We start from the raw sequence: 16,230 nt of genomic DNA on the forward strand, positions 1-16,230 counted from the left end.
ACTTTACCCCGAAAGCGCACAACATAGGCTGGTAGTATAAATTTTAACAAGTGCTGAACAGGCGCTGTTTTTATGCAAAGCCAACCAGATTTTTTACCCTGATTTTAGGATAATTTTTTGCCTTGTAAATCTTGGATAGTTGCAACATACTTGCATTTGTGTACCACTATACTTCTACGTATTGATATTTTAAGTTGCAGATTGTTAGTGGTTTATGTGTTTTATTTAGTGAATAGAGAACCTGAAAGAGTGTAAATGCCAAAAAATCTAGGGCATCTACAAATTTGGATGATTTAGACACCTAAACATTCTTATTCACGTAACAACTAATGAAACACATTTACAAACACTTAAATAATTCCAGCGATGGTAGTCAACAGTTACCGTCCGGACCTACAGGATGATAGCCAGAAAAATGCAAAGAAGAAATCCAGAATCAGAAGTATAATTAAGTGGTCGTTACTTAGCTTAGTTTTTCTCATTTCTTGTTTTGTAGCCGCAGTTATAGTGTATGAGGCGCGAACCTCTACCTACCAGGCAAAACAGTTTTCTGACTATGCCACTACGTTAACTTACAAGGTTGACAAAGGACCAAGTAGTGCTATAATCTTCCCAGGAAATGGACCATTTGATATGCGTTTAGGCTATTCCTTATTGCCTAAGATGCTGGATCGTGTGCAATCCAAAGGCATGCACATCGAATCCCAGTCCAGGTTTTCAGATCAACTCCTGGATTACACCTCCCGTGGCTTTTTTACGCCGTACAACGAAAAAATGCAGACAGGGCTTAACATCCTGGATAGCAATGGTGAGCCAATGTACCGCTATACTTATCCGGGCTTCGTTTATACTTCTTTCGACTCGGTGCCGGCTTTGGTTGTGAACTCCCTGCTGTTTATAGAAAACCGCAACCTGCTCGATACGACCAGGCAATACCTGAACCCGGCTGTGGACTGGATGCGCTTTGCCAAAGCCTCCCTGCACGAGATCGGTAACCTGATAGGCCTGGAGTACAAAACTATTGGAGGCAGTACGCTGGCCACGCAGATAGAGAAATTCCGTCACTCGCCGGGAGGGATAACAGTAGATGCCCGCGAGAAAATGAAGCAGATGGTCTCAGCCAGTATCCGCACTTACCAGGGAGGCCCTGAAACGCTGCCTGCCCGCAAAGACCTGGTGGTTTCTTACCTTAACACGGTGCCACTGTCGGGTGCGCCGGGTTATGGCGAGGTACATGGCCTGGGAGACGGCCTTAAAGTATGGTTTGACTCTGACGTTAGAAAAGTGAACAACTTGCTGAGCATGACCGATGCCAAGGGCGATACCCTGCAGGCCAAGGGGCAGGCACTGCGCCAGGTGCTTTCGCTGATGATCGCACACCGCAGGCCATCTTATTACCTGGGCCAGGAAGGACGCAAAGAACTGAGCGACCTTACCGGTGGTTACCTGCGCCTGCTGGCAAGCAATGGCTATATTAGCCCGGAACTACGCGATGCCAGTCTTTCGCAGGAAGTAAGATTCCGTGATTTTGAAGCTAACCCTGCCGTGGCGCCAAGGTCTACGGATAAAGGTGCCCTGGTGGCACGCACCCACCTTTCTATGCTGCTAGGCAAGCCGCTATACGACCTGGACCGCATGGACATGGCCGCGACAACCACCCTGAACCATGACCTGCAGGGGCAGGTAAGCGAGTACCTGCATCGCCTCAACAACCCCGACTTTGCCAGCTCGGTGGGTGTTTACGGAGAGCGGATGCTTTCGCCAAACCGAACAGATGCGGTGATATACAGTTTTACCTTGTTTGAACGGACTCCATATGGCAATCTGGTGCGTGTGCAAACCGACAATACAGACCAGCCTTTTGACATGAATGAGGGCAGTAAACTGGAACTGGGTTCCACTGCCAAGCTAAGGGTTACGGTTACCTACCTGGAGATAATCGCAGAGATACATGAACGCTATGCCAACGCAAGCCCAGCTGAACTGCGAAAAGCCCAACGGGAGCCCCACGATAACTTGAGCAGATGGGTGATCGACTACTTACTGGTATCTAAAGACAAAAGCCTGACGGCTATGCTTAGGGCTGCACTAGAGCGCAGGTATTCTGCCAACCCCGGCGAGGCATTCTTTACCGGTGGCGGCATGCACCATTTCAACAACTTCAACAACGACGACAACTACTCAAGGCCAACCGTGCGTGAGGCTTTCCAGAAATCCATTAACCTGTCGTTTGTGCGGCTGATGCGCGATATTGTAAGCTACACCACGTATCAGCAGGTAGGCAACCCTTCGGAACTTCTGTCGAATGCCGGTGACCCAAGACGTGAAGAATACCTGAGGCGCTTTGCTGACCGTGAGGGAAATGTCTTTCTTCGTAAATTCTGGAACAAATATGAGGGGCTTTCATCTGAGGATAGGTTTACGAGGTTGCTGAACAGCATTTACAAAGACGAAGTGCGACTGGCAGTGGTGTACCGTTACCTGTACCCGTACAAAGACTACAAAACATTCAAGCGTTTTCTGCAGGAGCAATTGCCAAAGGCCAACCTGAAAGAAGACCGAATGCAGGAACTGTACGAACGCTACGGACCAGACAAGTATAACCTCTCCGACCAGGGCTATATTGCCAAAAGGCACCCGCTGGAGTTGTGGCTGCTGGGCTACTTATTAAAATACCCTGGCACACGCTGGCCAGATGCTGTAGCTGCAAGCGAACAGCAAAGGCAGGATATTTACAAGTGGCTGTTCCGGACAAAGTATAAACGAGCACGTGACTCCCGCATCCGAACTATTATGGAGTCGGATGCTTACGTGGACATACAGAAACGCTGGGAACGAGTGGGTTATCCGTTCAAGCAACTGGTCCCTTCGCTGGCAACAGCGCTTGGCTCATCCGGTGACCGGCCTGAGGCGCTGGCAGAACTTATGGGTATAATCATCAACAATGGCGTGCGCCAGCGCACCATCCGAATCGAGGAAATCCATTTTGCTGCCACTACGCCTTACGAAACCTCCCTGAAATGGAAGCCTTTAGAGAAACAGCAGGTACTTAACCCTGAGGTGGCGGCCGTTGTACGCGAGGCCTTATCTGAAGTGGTAGAAACAGGTACTGCCATACGTTTGCAGGGTGGCTTTAAACTTTCGGATGGTACAGTGCTTGCCTTGGGCGGTAAAACAGGTACAGGAGATAACCGGGTGGTAACCATGAGCTCAGGAGGATACAGAGTGGCATCGCGGGCCATTAACCGTACAGCTACGTTCGTGTTCTTCATCGGCGATGACCATTTTGGTGCCTTAACGGCTTACGTGCCGGGACGTGAGGCGGCAGCCTTTCATTTTACTTCGTCGTTGCCGGTGCAGGTATTACGTGGCATGGGGTCCATTATAGCGCCATACTTTGAAACAAAGCTGAACATAGAAAACCCGGAAAACATACCACAGGACAAGGAACCTCAGGTTATACTTGCGGATGATCAGAAGGCGAAAAAAGACCCTGTACACAAAACAGCCTGTTGCCCTGAAAATAACTGATGTACCCCGCTGTAAAACAAGATTTTACACAGCTCAGGCAGCTAACTTACTGTTGTGGTATTGCAGAGGAAGAGGTGAGAATACTCTCTTTTTCCTCTGCTATGCTACTTAAGCCTTCGCAGACTGGAAATCATACTTCACTGTCTTTACTACTTAGACCATACTGACTGTGCATGCCCTCATAAAGCAGCTGCTTATCTTCCATCACAATATTAACTGACTCAAGTTGCGAGATACACTAACAGTTTGATGAAGCTGTTTAGGGTTTTAGCTAAAAGAAATCGAACCCGCCATTGTTGGTGTTTTTCACCAACAATTTAAGGCACTGGCTATTATACTTGCTGGTGATAACACGCAGCAAGGGCAGGCAGTATGGAGTTTAATATATTCTAAACAGGTTCTGATTACAGATATGGGCAACCTACCCCTAACCCCACCGAGGAGGGGAATTTTACTCTTGCATGTAATTCCCCTCTTGAGAGGGGTTAGGGGTGTGTTTGCTTTTTACGAAAGGCCCCTCCATCTGGCTTTACACCCCTGCGGTCCCCTCAAGGGCAGGGCTGTTTCATCCTGGCAAATTACAAGGTTATAGCGCGAGCGTCCTCGCTCGTGTTTGGCTATAGCTGGGCCTCCGGCCCAGTTGAGTTGAAAACTCAACACCATTTTAAACCACCCCAAAAGCGTTCGGGGCGGCAGAAAAAGAAAGAATGAAAAGGCCCTTCTCCTCGGGGGTAGGGGTGGGTAAATATTTTTAGAATGAGAATCCAGCAACTCTGAGTTAATTAGGAACAGGGCGGGTAAACCACCAATAAAAAAGTATGGCAGAGGTGCGAGGCAGATTGTCTTATACTTTTGCAACGCCTGTGCATGTAGTAGCGTACCTCACACCTGAACCCTTATAAACAAGTTATACATGTCTTACATATTTCAGGACTGGCAGGCAAACAAAGGCAACCTGAAAGGCCGTTTGGTCATGGTGCTGTTCCGGTTGGCGCGGCCTGCTTCCATCAATACATTTTTCAGAGTGCTATGGCTTCCGTACCTGGCTTTTTATAAGCTGTTCGTGGAGTGGTTTCTGTGCATTGAATTGCCGCATTGGACAAAAGTGGGCAAAGGCTTTTACCTGGGCCATGGGCACGCCCTGGTCGTGAATGGTTGCACCGTAATAGGAGAGAACTGCTTTTTCAGGCACTCTACTACTTTAGGTAACATTCGCCGCGAGGATGGTTCCTATTCCGGCTCTCCGGTTATCGGCAACAATGTAGAGGTAGGTTCCAATGTATGCATCATCGGTGAGGTGCGTGTTGGAAATAACGTCAGGATCGGGGCCGGCTCTGTGGTTGTAAAGGATATTCCGGATAACTGCATTGCTGTAGGAAACCCGGCAAGGGTAATTAAAGAACTTACACCGGTTCGCCAGATAAGCCCGGAACTGCACAGCGAGGCCTGCTAGCAGGTACGTAAAAGCTTAAAAAGAAAGAGGCGCGTATGCAATTACGCGCCTCTTTTGTCATCCTCACCAGATTTTATACTTTATCTTATTGGTTATCAATAGTTGCCTCTATCACAGCCTCAACATTGTCCGGAATCAGGCTGAAGAAGTCGTAACCTGTCTTGGCCTCAATGGCATCAACAGATGTTCTGTACAGTCTCCAGTCAGATGACACGTTGTTGTCGTTTGGCATTTCCACGGCGATTACCCTGGAGGTGGTTGTTACGCGGCTGGCATCGTTATCTCCGTCAGGGATGATAAGTATAACCTTCCAGGTGGTGGCCGGTACGGTAACCTTACCGCCTGCGATGGTGGTAGCATAACCGTTAGAGCCTGTGCCACCCGCGCCGTAACCACCTGAGATGATGTAGATCTCATTGCCACCTGCAAGCAGGGTGCGGCAATAGCTCTCTAAGCTGGCCCAGCCCAGGCGGTTGTTGTTAGGCGCCTGCGGGATCATGTTCGTCATCAGGAAAGTAAGCGAGTTGTCTTCCACGGTAAGTGTTCTGTCCGCAGACGGGCACATATGGCCACGGTCAAACCCGCTTAGCGAGTAGTCTGTGGCGCCTACCTGGTACCAGCCTGCCGGCAAAGTGTTATCTGCTCTGAAGTCGTCCTGGCGCGGTGTGCTGCCCAACCACGACTCATCCAGGTGCCAGCTAACCCAGTTGGCAGTTCCTCTGTCACGGCTATACGACATCACGTACTGGTTTTTCAGAAGCAGGTAATTGTTATACAGGTTTACATCTGTTACAGCCCCGGAAGGGTTACCCATGGTCAGGTGTACCGAACCTGAAGTATCGCCGGTGCCGCCACCGGTGCCACCACCTGTACCTCCGCCACCTGTATCACCTGTGCTTGTGCCGTTTATGGTAAAGTCGTCGATGTTGATGCGGTTGCCGCCGCCACTAAGCTTAACCACACGGAATCTTACACCAGACGGGAAAGATACGCTGAATGAAGCGGTCTCGAGGGTGATAGAAGAGGAAGTGACTGTGTTCCCCTGCTTAGCCCAGGTAGCACCGCCGTCGGTTGAGGCCTGCAACTCCCATGTGCTGGAGCCATCGGTGCCGTAAACAGCATGGTTTATACTTATGGTTTGGGCTCCGTTAACATCAAACTGCATTTCCAGAGTACCCAGGTCACGGATACGTACTGATTTGGCACCGGATTTTCTATCAGACTCCAGCGTTCCTAGCAATGCCTCGTTCAGCAACCAGGTGCCAGAGGCAAAAGTGACTGGTGCAGCCGCATAGCTTCCCTTAGAACCACCTTCATAGTCCTCCAGGAAATCCGCAGCCACTGGTGCCGGGTTAGACTCTACAGAAAAATCGTCGATGTTGATGCGGTTGCCGCTGCCACTTACTTTCCTGATCTCGAAACGAACCGGCCCAAACACATTAAGCGGGAAACTGATCTGCTGCAAAGAGGTCTTGCTAACAGTTACAGCGCTTCCTGCCAATTGCCATGTTGCGCCGGCATCGGTAGAGTAGTGAATCTCAAAGTTGGAGTTTTTGTCGCGGCCATACTTGGCATAGCTCAATGCTACTGACTTGGCGCCATCCGGCAAGTCGAATTCCATACTTACCTTGCCCAGGTCGCGGATGCGCACCGACTGCGTTCCACTGAAAGCATCGGAAGAGGTGTTTCCTGTCAGGGCCTCGTCCAGTAACCAGGAACCATTGCCGAAATTAACAGAAGCCGCTGCATAGCTGCCTTTGTAAACCGACTCAAAACTCTCCTGGAAAAGTGTAGATGTTACAGCCTGTGACTGGGTGGCATGTAACTGTTGGTTGGGGCTGACCATTTCCTGCTCAGGGCTACAGGCAGAAAACGAAAGGAAGGCTGTTATGACAAACAGCCACTTAATAAAGTAATTGTGTCTCATTATGGGTTGATTTAAGGTGAGAATGACGCCGCAAGTAACGCAAAGTATTTGGGATGTTATATATAATTAACAAAAATATAACACCGGGTGTATGTTTGCCGGAATGAATAGAAAATTGCCAAGATGGAAGATGCCGGGGCTGGCTCCTGAAGTTAAATATAGCAGCCTCTTAGTAAAACAAGCCTGCCAGCAACAAGGCTATGAACAGGATCAGGGCTGTCCAGAAAAAGATGCCCAGAACCGCGCGGTTGTCTTCGGGGGTTGGTTCCTGCTCGGGTTCGGCAGAGGGTTTGCGGAAGTTTCTCCTGTAACGCGGAGGCGAAGCAGCGGCCAGGAGCAAGGCAAACAGCAGCCCTATAAAAAGTAAAGGGTATAAGGCCACTCCCCAATACAGTGGCCCAACAGGCCTGACCCACACATAAGCCAGGTAAATACCCAGAAACAATACCAGGAAAAATGTCCAGAAGCTACCCCATGGTCCTCTGTTCTTGAAAACAAAATAGAACAAGGCACCAATAACAAAGGAAATCAGGAGTACAGCTAAAAATCCTGCCAGGGGCATCATGGGGTGTAGAGTTAAGTATAAGTATTGATTTAAAAAACGATCGGGGAGTGAGTTGAGTTGTTTTGGTTTAGTAATCTACTTTCCCTCTCAAAATTCACCTTATTTTTATTGTACATAGTTTAACCATGCCAGCTTCTTTGCCTTTCAATCCAGGTACACCTATCCTCAGTCTTGCTTGCCTACAGTTGCACCTCTGGATTTGGTGCCCTCAAGGCGGGGGAAGGGGCCCTCTTTAAGCGTGGCCTCGCCTTTTCGCATCGCGCTGCACCGTTTTCCTGCCGGGGGTAGGGGCCCACTTTATCGTGCCTCGGGCTGCCTAACTTCGTTCGTCACCGGAACCCGCTAAGGCGCTCAACGCAGAGGCTGGGATGGACACTTCTTGGTAAACGCCTGTCTCAACTTGAGAGAAAGTATAAATTGGTAGAAGAGGAGATTCCCCTCTTGAGAGGGGTGCAGGGGTGTGTTAATCGTTTTCTAAAAAATCTCCTCCCTGGACAATCGAGAACGAGCGTTTTGAGCTAGCGAGCATAGCTCTGAGGGGCAGGAGCAGTTGGACCCGGTTGATACTGTCATTCTTATAGCAGTATTGCTAGCAAGGAACTCTGATTATTAGAAGGTTTATGGACATAAAAAAAGAAGGGCTTAAAGCCCTTCCTTCCAATTCTTTAACCTATAAACTACTTTAACATCCTAGACCCCAGTCCAACATGAATGGAAGCGTAGAACCCACCCAAAGAGATATCCGGTACACCTGATACATTTCTGCCGTCAAACTCAAAGTCGCTTTCGCTTAACTGGAACTGATAGCCGGCTTTGAAAATAACTGGTACCCAGCTCGACATTCTGCCAACTTCATTGTCTTTCTCGCGGCGGTAAAACAGGTAATGGAATTCAAGGCCAGTATCCGCCAGGTAAGAGTAATTGCGCAGGTCTGCCTCACCGGTAGGGTTCTGCAACAAGCCCTGGAAGTTGGTTGTGCCGATATTCTTATTCTGCAGCAGCAACGTGTTGCGGCTTAAAGTGGCCATAACGCCGGGTATAAGCCTTGCCCGCTCAGACCTGATTATGTTGTGGCCCAAACCAATGGCGTACTGCTGGTTATGGAATTCTACTTCCCTGTTGGCGGTCTCTTCCTCGTTCTTCAGAGAAAAAGAGGTTCTGAGCGTGAGCACCCAATGGTTAGAGATGTTCTGCGTCATAAAGCTAACAGAGTGGATGCTTTCTGACAACGAAGGGTAACCTGCCGAATTGATGGCGGTATTCATGTCCTGGAGGTCTGCCCGCTGGTAATGGTAGCCAACACCGATCTGGAAATTAGAACCCCTGATAAGCCTGCTGGCGACCTGCCCCTGGGCTTTTGCCAATTGTGGCACTGTAATAAGTATAATTGCTAAGGAAAGTATAATCTTCTTCATAGTTGTTTGGTAATTGTGCTTTGATATTTATCTAATTTGTAACTGCTTAGCCAGCGTATCGGCTGTAAAGCCTGCGGCCAGCGCATAGATGGCATGGAACAAAATATCTGTGGCTACAGCCTTGGGTTGCCAGGTGGTTACAGGTTCTATCACATCCATCGCCGGCAACACGCTAACCTCTGTGCCCCACACAGCCCCCAGGTGCGCGGTAGTGCCTGCGGCTCCGTTGGCCCCGTACACAGCCATTAAGCCCCTCGGTATGCCCCAGGTAGCACCATACGCCACGTGAGCCGCATTCGTTATCAACTCTTTGTCTTCATCTGATTGTGCTTTGATGCCGAAGGTTTTCTTCACGGCTTTGTAAGGCGTGTCGCTGGGTTTGCGGCCTGTATACTTCATTTCCAGCAGTTGGGCTGCTGTCATGAGGGCGGTGCCAACCATGCCTGCCACAATACCAACCCCAATACCTGCCGCAAACTTTGCCAGCGCCTGGGGCAGTTCATGGTCTTTGTGTCTGTCTTTTTTCATAGTTTAGTTCAACTTCTGCCTGCCAGATCTGGCCGGGTTCAACATTGCATAATTGTACGTTGCTAATGGCTTACCGTTCTAAAATCGGCCTGCCAGGCTCAGGCGTCCCAAGTATAAAGTATACTTACAAAACGCTTACGGCACAGAAAGTACATTGCCGGATGCTATACTTAACAGGCTGAAAGTATTAAAAGTATAAACCGAAACTGCCCGGCTATTGTCGGTGGCGGTTTCGGGTTATACTTTCTGAGCAAAACGCTTAAATAGTTTCTTTATGAGTTTACAGGGTTAGTTACACAGGGTTGCATCAAAGGTAATATCAACCAATACCTCCCTTTCTTTCTCCTGACCACCCTTTGCCGACTCTGCCAGGACGTTACCAATTCCCATTACGTAAGATTTGCGCTCGATGGCGCCAGGCTCCAGCGCCGTGAAATCCTCGGTAGTCAGCACCTTATGAAACATCCCGTATGGCACTTTCACGGTTCTCATACTTGGTAATACTTTGCCCTGATCTTCTGCAACATCCGGGTAAAACTCCTGGTAATATATTTCCCCGATGTGTTTCTGTGGGTTGGCCCACATAATAATTCCTGGTTTGGCAATTTCACCAACGCCAGCAACATCCTTACCTGCTTCCCAGGAGCCTTCAGTACTAGGTACGCCATCATCAAAGGCTACAGTGGCTTCGCCAAAGTACCAGACGTTTCCCTTCAGATCCTGGGCATACCAATCGTAAGTGTCTTCCAGCACATTGCCTTCTTCATCTGTTTCAACCACATGCACTATGCGTGCTGTAACTCCCAAGGCAGAAATAAATTTGGTTTCGCACAAGGTGGTTGATGTGATAAATTTAGTTTCGATCTCATTCCGCTCTTTAGTGGTGCTTACATAGTGCAGGGTTTCGCCTGGCCTTAATGGAAAGTAGGGGTTATCCACGTTAACGGTAAAGTTTGCGGGGTTTATCACCACGTCCAATATGTCATCTCCGGACAGCTTATAACTTGTGGCACTGTCAGAGGCAAGTGGGGCCGGTGCAATTTGTTCGTCCTGGCTGCAGGCACACAGCATGATCACAAAACCCGACATAAGTGAGCAAAGTACGTTTGTCTTCATAGCTATTACATTAAAGTTTAAGGTTTCAGAGTACCAGGGCGGGTAAGTAATGGTATGAAGGAGGGCAGTACCGGTAGAAAAAGCGGCTCATTTATTTTCTACGAATCTGGTTGGCATCAGTTCCTAAGTAAATTTATACTTGTTGTGTCCAGTGTTTTGATTTTGAGGTTTGAGCAATACCTGTCAGCTTAGGCTATGATAATACAACGCTTTAACTGAGAGCCTTTTTAACGTTTATTAAAATCCATACTGCCTGCCCTTGCTGCGTGTTCTCACCAGCAAGTATCATAGCCAGTGCCTTAAATTGTTGGTGAAAAACACCAACAATGGCGGGTTCGATTTCTTTTAGCCAAAACCCTGAACAGCTTCTGAGTAAACCTACCTTTAATCTAAGTGATCAGCTTAAAATTACTAAACTATATGCGTATAATATAATTGGTGATGTGTGTTGAAAAGATTTGATAATTTAAGTGTAAACAGTTGATTTATAAAATTATATATAATTGCCACTTATTGCAGTACAGTATTTTTATAGTGTACTAAAAGTGGTGTTCTCTGGAATAAGTATAAGCTACCAGATGCCTGCTCATTCAATTTTGGACTGCTTCAGAATTCATATCCTTTCGAGGATACCTGACTGCCACAACTTGTCTCTACTACTTTAAGCTACTCTTTTTTAACTCCAAATTATGAAAACTACTTATATTATTGCCTGCCTCGTGTGTTGCTGTGCTTTACTAAGCTGTGACCATGAAGACGTTCCGCCTACCCAAAGTCCCACTCCAGGTAAAACTAATCCTGTACCTGGTGCCACGCCTGATAAAGTAAATCCCATCGTAAAGATCAACGCACCCGCACCTGACGCGATGTTGATTGTAATCGAAAGTGTAATGATCAACCTGACAGTTACTGATGATAAAGCACTTAAAGAGATACATTATTATATAACTGATGCCAATAAGGCGGGTAATCAGATTAAGTTTGGACAAACCATATTTTCTGAGTCACCTAGAAACAACACCTACATTACAAGTATATTTATGGATAGAAGTGTGGTAGTGCTGCCACCAGAAGTTGCTTCCAGTTCCTATAAAGTTACAGTATTGGCAAAAGATACAACTGATAATATAGGCAAGGACTCTGTGCTATTTACAATTTATGCCCCAGAACTGGATAAGGCGAAATTTGTGAGTATAGTGAATAAAAGAAGTTTGTATGGTGCTTTTGAATGGTATGGCATCAAGTTTTCAAATGATCCGGTTACTAACCTTTACAGAGTTATGTTTACTTTATTGGATAAAGACTGGAACCAGGAAATTTCAAAGGCAGAATGGCAACGTTTTGCGGATGACTTCAGGGTGGAAAATAAGGACTGGGCTTCCTGGGATAAAGATAAGAATGACAGCTTGAATGACATTGAGTTTAATGCGGCCATGGAGGCGTTAATGCTTTATGAGGAATGGAATTCGGACTCAGATGTTTCTATTTCTGAAAGTGAACTGGCCGCCGGTTTTTTCTATCGCTGGGATCATGATAAGAATGGGGTTCTGAGTCGAAACGAATACGAGGAAAGGTATTTTTACTACTATAGGCTTGAATAAGGTCGTTCTGGTGGCAATTAATGTATTCCTGCATCAATTTTGCCTGGTATTAATTAACTCAAGTTGCGTGATTCTTATTCTAAAACTGGATTAACCCACCCCTTAGAGCTACGCTCGCTAGCTCAAAACTCTCGTTTTGGGTAGTCCAGAGGAGGGGAATTTTACTCGTGCATGTAAATCCCCTCTTGAGAGGGGTGCAGGGGTGTGTTAATCGTTCTCCAAAAAACTCCCTCCTTAGCTAGGCTACGCTTAGGACCCAAATTTACATTCGCTGTTATTCCTGCCGCGAGTTTTCAACTCGTGGCTTATTATATGGCAAGCTTTCAGCTTGCGTAGGTATGCAAAAGTATAAAAAGCGACTCACGCAAGCTGAAAGCTTGCCCACATGGACAACCACGAGTTGAAAACTCGCGGTAGATAGAGCATTTTATACTTGTGTCCGAAGCATACCTCCGAGGTGGTGATTTTTGATCGTGCATGTAATTCCCCTCTTGAGAGCAGGGCCGTTTCATTCTACAAATTTCAAGGTCATGGCGCGAGCGTCCTCGCTCGTGACCTGCTATAGCTGGGCCTCTGGCCCAGTTGGATTGCAAATCCAACGGTATAAAAAGTCACGGATCACAGATCCGCGCCAGCAAAAAATAGAAAGAAACGGCCCTGCTCTTGAGAGGGGTTAGGGGTGTGTTTACACCTGCCTGGTTTATCATATAGCGCAACTTGAGTAAAGTAACAATTGGATTTGAATATGCTGCAGTAGATATTAGACTAGGGCTTATCAAGAAACAAGGCCAGGTGTTGTATTACGGTTTTTTTCTCCAGGCCTCCTGCTAAGGCACCCGTTGTGACCCCTACCGTGCTGATGAAGGCTGCCAAGCGTACTTTGTCTAAGAGCCCCACACTCGGCTTATCCAAGGTTGGCCAGGTACTTATAAGGTCCTCCGGGAAAACGTAAAGCTCTATGATCATCATCAATCCGCCTATCATCAGGAAAAGCCCGAAGCAGGCCAGAAGGATGCTCAGGAAAATGACTACATTGGCTATTGCCTGATGCTCTGTCAACACGTTTTTCTCTTTCCTGGGAAGGAACAGAGACTGGATCTTGATCAGGTAGAAGGAGGCTCCAAATATACTGGCAGCCGCAAAGAATGCGGTGGTCCTGTTTCCCATGTTAAGTCCTACGTCCCAGATCTCTGCCGTAAAAATTAATAGCAGGCTGGGTGCCACCGCTGCTGTGGCCAGTCTGGGCAGTGACAAGGGCAGCAGTATTGCCCAATTACGCAGCAATGGATAAAAGACTGCCTTAGGGTGCTTAGCTGCCATGATCATATGAAATATGAAGCTTTCCAGGTTAGTGCCACCGTGCAGTTCCCTTTCCGGAAGGTTCTTGATCCTCTTTTTAAGCTCAGAACGCTCTGTCTCTTTAAACTGAGGCAGGGATTCTCTTCGTTCTCGGAATGAGAAAGGCGCCATTACGCCACCCTTGCCTGGTTTAGTATGGTGCAGCCCGCTCATGTGCCCAAGCAAATGTAAGAGGAGGGAGGCTGCATTTACCCGTACTGCAACGGCATCCAGGGTGCGTACAGGCTTACCTCTGGCCGTTGTGGTAAGCCGTTGCGTAGAGATCACAGCTGTATAGGTAACAGGGGAGGCAAGCCCGGCTTCTATCTTGTCCTTACGGGAGATCAGGGTAACATCCGTCACTACTACCACCATGTCGTAAGGGCCCTCTGCCATACGCATAGTGGCCGCATCCAGGAAATCGGATGGTTCCCTTGTCCTGTCTGTGGTCAGGGCTACCGGCTCTACCAAATGGAACGACCAGGGTATTCCGGAGGCCATACTTATCTCCGGTTCTACATCGGTTATCAATTGTTTCAGAAATGGTTGCATGCCCTCTGGTGTTACCGCAGGGCTATAGGCAAGCAGCACCCCAACATGCATCTCAGCAGGCGGCTCTTTCCCCTGTGCATCTTTCAGCTCACTCAGGAAGCGCTTGGAAGAGGTGAGTCCCTGTACAAATGTGGTAGTAGTGGCAACCCGGCTCAACCGTATCACCCGAATGGCCCTGAGCAGGCGAAATGCCCGGAAGGCCGGGATAAACAGAGCCAGCAATGTTAGCCAGTTCTTTTTGATGTAGTCTACTTTGCTTGCGGAGAGCACCAGCTTTATTACAAACTCAAGTATAAAAAGCAGCCAGATCAGTGTCACCAGCTTGGCCTGAAAGGAGGATAGACCTTCTGCCAATTCCATAACAAATAAGTACAGCCACAGAATTGAAAGTATAAACATCGGGCCTTCCAGCCAGGCCTCGAGTTTGTAGAGCATGCGGAATCTTCTGTGCTGCGTTTTCTCTGAGGTCATCTGCCCAATACTTGGTTAATGAATTATACTGCCCCTGATAAAAGGCTTCTTATTAACTCTGCTATACATAAAGTGTTGGTACTTTGTTGGTATTCCGTACTTAAGAGCTTTAGGAGTTAAGACTTTCTATGTGCATTGACTTGCTATTTGGTAAATGGAAATGAAAACAGCTGATGCAAGGGATACAGTATTTAGCCGCCTATAGCAAAGAGCCCTGCCTGAAGTAATACAGGCAGGGCTCTTTGCTATAAGGTATGGGAGCAGGTCAGGCTTACACTTCACCTAATACGGTTAGTTTTTCTAAGGTTGGGTTTATACTTCCGCCTTCAGGCTCAAGGGTTACGGCAAACGCCTGTGCTGAACCTATGGCCTTCATCTTCTGGAGGTAAGTTGTCTCTCCGTTTAGCGCAATCATGCCGGCATCAATAGGTTTGCCATTATCCAGGGCCCATAGCTGGTACTGCATGCCGGCTGGCGGGGCTGGCAGTTGTATGTTGCCTACGTATACTTGTTGCTCATCGGCATTCCAGTACACCACCATGTTTGCATCCGGACTAGCCTCAACTCCGGAAAGTTTGATTGGTCTGTAATCGGGGTTGCGAAGTATGGACAGGGCAGACTCTAACTGCTGGGTTTTGTAGGATGCCGTTTCTACGTTCTGGGCCATTAACCTCTCGGAGGCAACGGCCTGGGCAAGGCGGTTTTCTGCTTGCTGCCACTTTGTGTAGAAGTGGTAGCTCAGAAAGCCAGACAACAGAAACAACGTTATACTTGCCGCAAACATCCACTTGTAAGGCGATGTCTCAGAAATCTGTGTAGGGTATAAAGGAATTGCATCAGTTTGCTGCACATCCGGGGAGGGGGTAGCAACAGTCTCAGCATTGATGCGATCCATGATGCTTGCCTTTAAACCTGCTCTTGGGGCTACAGCATACGCGGAGGCGTATTGCTCCATAGCTAAGCATGCCTCGTCAAGGGCTGCACGTATCTCAGGTGAACTTGCTGCACGCGCCTCCACTTCTCTCCGCTCTTCCTGCGTAAGCCCTCCGGCAGCGTAAAGCTCCAGAATACCAGATGCTATGAAATCGTTGTTAGACACGGCCTTTAAAAAATTTTTCTAAATACTTAACTGCAGAGCGTGCCCTGGTTTTAACAGTCCCGAGGGGTATGTTGTAATGCTCTGCAATCTCACTTTGTGTAAAACCCTCGAAATACATCAGATCGATGATCTGCTTTTGCTCGGGGTTAAGCTTATTCACTACATCCCTTACATCGATATGCTCCGGCTTTATGTCCTGGTAGCCCAATGTCGCTTTCCCGTTTTCTGGCATCGCATTGGTTTGTGCCGACATGCGATATCCCTTCGATCTGATATTGTCTATTGCCAGGTTCCGGCAAATATTGATCATCCAGGTAAACAACCTGCCTTTTCTTTCATCATAACTACCAAAAGACTTCCAGATCTTAACGAAAGCCTCTTGAAGCACATCTTCTGCAACCTCTTCTACTTTTACGATCTGTAAGATCACACCATACAAGGTGGCACTGTACATATCGTAAAGTACAGCTATAGTCTTGCTGTCCTGTGCGCGTAAACCAGCGATCAGGTCTTCTTCACTTAGCTTATGTATAGCCTGGTCAGACAAGGAGTTTAGTTTATTAAGGTAACATGTATCTGTAGCTATCAAAATTAACAATATTTTAGATACCCTTTATAACCTACTCTTTGTTTT

General features: G+C 47.7%; 11 protein-coding genes. 3 read left to right on the forward strand and 8 right to left on the reverse strand.

Annotated elements, in window-relative coordinates:
• Nucleotides 1-366 precede the first annotated feature (366 nt).
• The gene (locus AC4BAP_RS06315; protein WP_490581777.1) at nt 367-3,531 is read left to right on the forward strand and encodes a transglycosylase domain-containing protein; all 3,165 of its coding nucleotides are present in this window, start codon (nt 367-369) and stop codon (nt 3,529-3,531) included.
• Between the two features lie 913 nt (nt 3,532-4,444).
• Nucleotides 4,445-4,984 (forward strand): serine acetyltransferase, encoded by a 540-nt coding sequence (locus tag AC4BAP_RS06320; protein ID WP_490581778.1) that lies wholly within the window; start codon nt 4,445-4,447, stop codon nt 4,982-4,984.
• An 85-nt stretch (nt 4,985-5,069) separates the two neighbouring features.
• On the opposite strand, the gene AC4BAP_RS06325 is transcribed toward AC4BAP_RS06320, so the two are convergent.
• The 5 genes from AC4BAP_RS06325 to AC4BAP_RS06345 all read right to left on the reverse strand — a co-directional run bounded on the left by AC4BAP_RS06325 (nt 5,070) and on the right by AC4BAP_RS06345 (nt 10,535).
• Nucleotides 5,070-6,911, reverse strand: a complete 1,842-nt coding sequence (locus AC4BAP_RS06325) for a DNA/RNA non-specific endonuclease (protein WP_490581779.1) — start codon at nt 6,909-6,911, stop codon at nt 5,070-5,072.
• Between the two features lie 169 nt (nt 6,912-7,080).
• Nucleotides 7,081-7,476, reverse strand: coding sequence for a hypothetical protein (locus AC4BAP_RS06330; RefSeq protein ID WP_490581780.1), 396 nt, complete (start codon nt 7,474-7,476; stop codon nt 7,081-7,083).
• A gap of 677 nt (nt 7,477-8,153) precedes the next feature.
• Nucleotides 8,154-8,891, reverse strand: coding sequence for a hypothetical protein (locus AC4BAP_RS06335; protein WP_490581781.1), 738 nt, complete (start codon nt 8,889-8,891; stop codon nt 8,154-8,156).
• Between the two features lie 27 nt (nt 8,892-8,918).
• Nucleotides 8,919-9,419 (reverse strand): hypothetical protein, encoded by a 501-nt coding sequence (locus tag AC4BAP_RS06340; RefSeq protein WP_490581782.1) that lies wholly within the window; start codon nt 9,417-9,419, stop codon nt 8,919-8,921.
• Nucleotides 9,420-9,707: 288 nt separating this feature from the next.
• Nucleotides 9,708-10,535, reverse strand: coding sequence for a hypothetical protein (locus tag AC4BAP_RS06345; RefSeq protein ID WP_490581783.1), 828 nt, complete (start codon nt 10,533-10,535; stop codon nt 9,708-9,710).
• Nucleotides 10,536-11,224: 689 nt separating this feature from the next.
• Between AC4BAP_RS06345 and AC4BAP_RS06350 the strand changes: the two genes are divergently transcribed.
• Nucleotides 11,225-12,136 (forward strand): EF-hand domain-containing protein, encoded by a 912-nt coding sequence (locus AC4BAP_RS06350; RefSeq protein ID WP_490581784.1) that lies wholly within the window; start codon nt 11,225-11,227, stop codon nt 12,134-12,136.
• Between the two features lie 765 nt (nt 12,137-12,901).
• Here AC4BAP_RS06350 and AC4BAP_RS06355 read toward each other — a convergent pair.
• From AC4BAP_RS06355 to AC4BAP_RS06365, 3 genes are all read right to left on the reverse strand, one after another.
• Complete coding sequence (locus AC4BAP_RS06355; RefSeq protein WP_490581785.1) at nt 12,902-14,497, reverse strand: hypothetical protein; 1,596 nt, start codon at nt 14,495-14,497, stop codon at nt 12,902-12,904.
• Nucleotides 14,498-14,768: 271 nt separating this feature from the next.
• Complete coding sequence (locus tag AC4BAP_RS06360) at nt 14,769-15,596, reverse strand: anti-sigma factor (protein ID WP_490581786.1); 828 nt, start codon at nt 15,594-15,596, stop codon at nt 14,769-14,771.
• Nucleotides 15,589-16,143, reverse strand: coding sequence for an RNA polymerase sigma factor (locus AC4BAP_RS06365; protein WP_490581787.1), 555 nt, complete (start codon nt 16,141-16,143; stop codon nt 15,589-15,591). Before AC4BAP_RS06365 ends, AC4BAP_RS06360 begins: the two co-directional genes overlap by 8 nt.
• Between the last annotated feature and the right edge of the window lie 87 nt (nt 16,144-16,230).

This window comes from Pontibacter sp. GD7 (assembly GCF_058216375.1).

Excerpts from the sequence above, each read along its gene's own strand:
- AC4BAP_RS06315 (WP_490581777.1), top strand. The coding sequence starts at position 367 with ATGGTAGTCAACAGTTACCGTCCGGACCTACAGGATGATAGCCAGAAA.
- AC4BAP_RS06320 (WP_490581778.1), top strand. The coding sequence starts at position 4,445 with ATGTCTTACATATTTCAGGACTGGCAGGCAAACAAAGGCAACCTGAAA.
- AC4BAP_RS06325 (WP_490581779.1), bottom strand. The coding sequence starts at position 6,911 with ATGAGACACAATTACTTTATTAAGTGGCTGTTTGTCATAACAGCCTTC.
- AC4BAP_RS06330 (WP_490581780.1), bottom strand. The coding sequence starts at position 7,476 with ATGATGCCCCTGGCAGGATTTTTAGCTGTACTCCTGATTTCCTTTGTT.
- AC4BAP_RS06335 (WP_490581781.1), bottom strand. The coding sequence starts at position 8,891 with ATGAAGAAGATTATACTTTCCTTAGCAATTATACTTATTACAGTGCCA.
- AC4BAP_RS06340 (WP_490581782.1), bottom strand. The coding sequence starts at position 9,419 with ATGAAAAAAGACAGACACAAAGACCATGAACTGCCCCAGGCGCTGGCA.
- AC4BAP_RS06345 (WP_490581783.1), bottom strand. The coding sequence starts at position 10,535 with ATGAAGACAAACGTACTTTGCTCACTTATGTCGGGTTTTGTGATCATG.
- AC4BAP_RS06350 (WP_490581784.1), top strand. The coding sequence starts at position 11,225 with ATGAAAACTACTTATATTATTGCCTGCCTCGTGTGTTGCTGTGCTTTA.
- AC4BAP_RS06355 (WP_490581785.1), bottom strand. The coding sequence starts at position 14,497 with ATGACCTCAGAGAAAACGCAGCACAGAAGATTCCGCATGCTCTACAAA.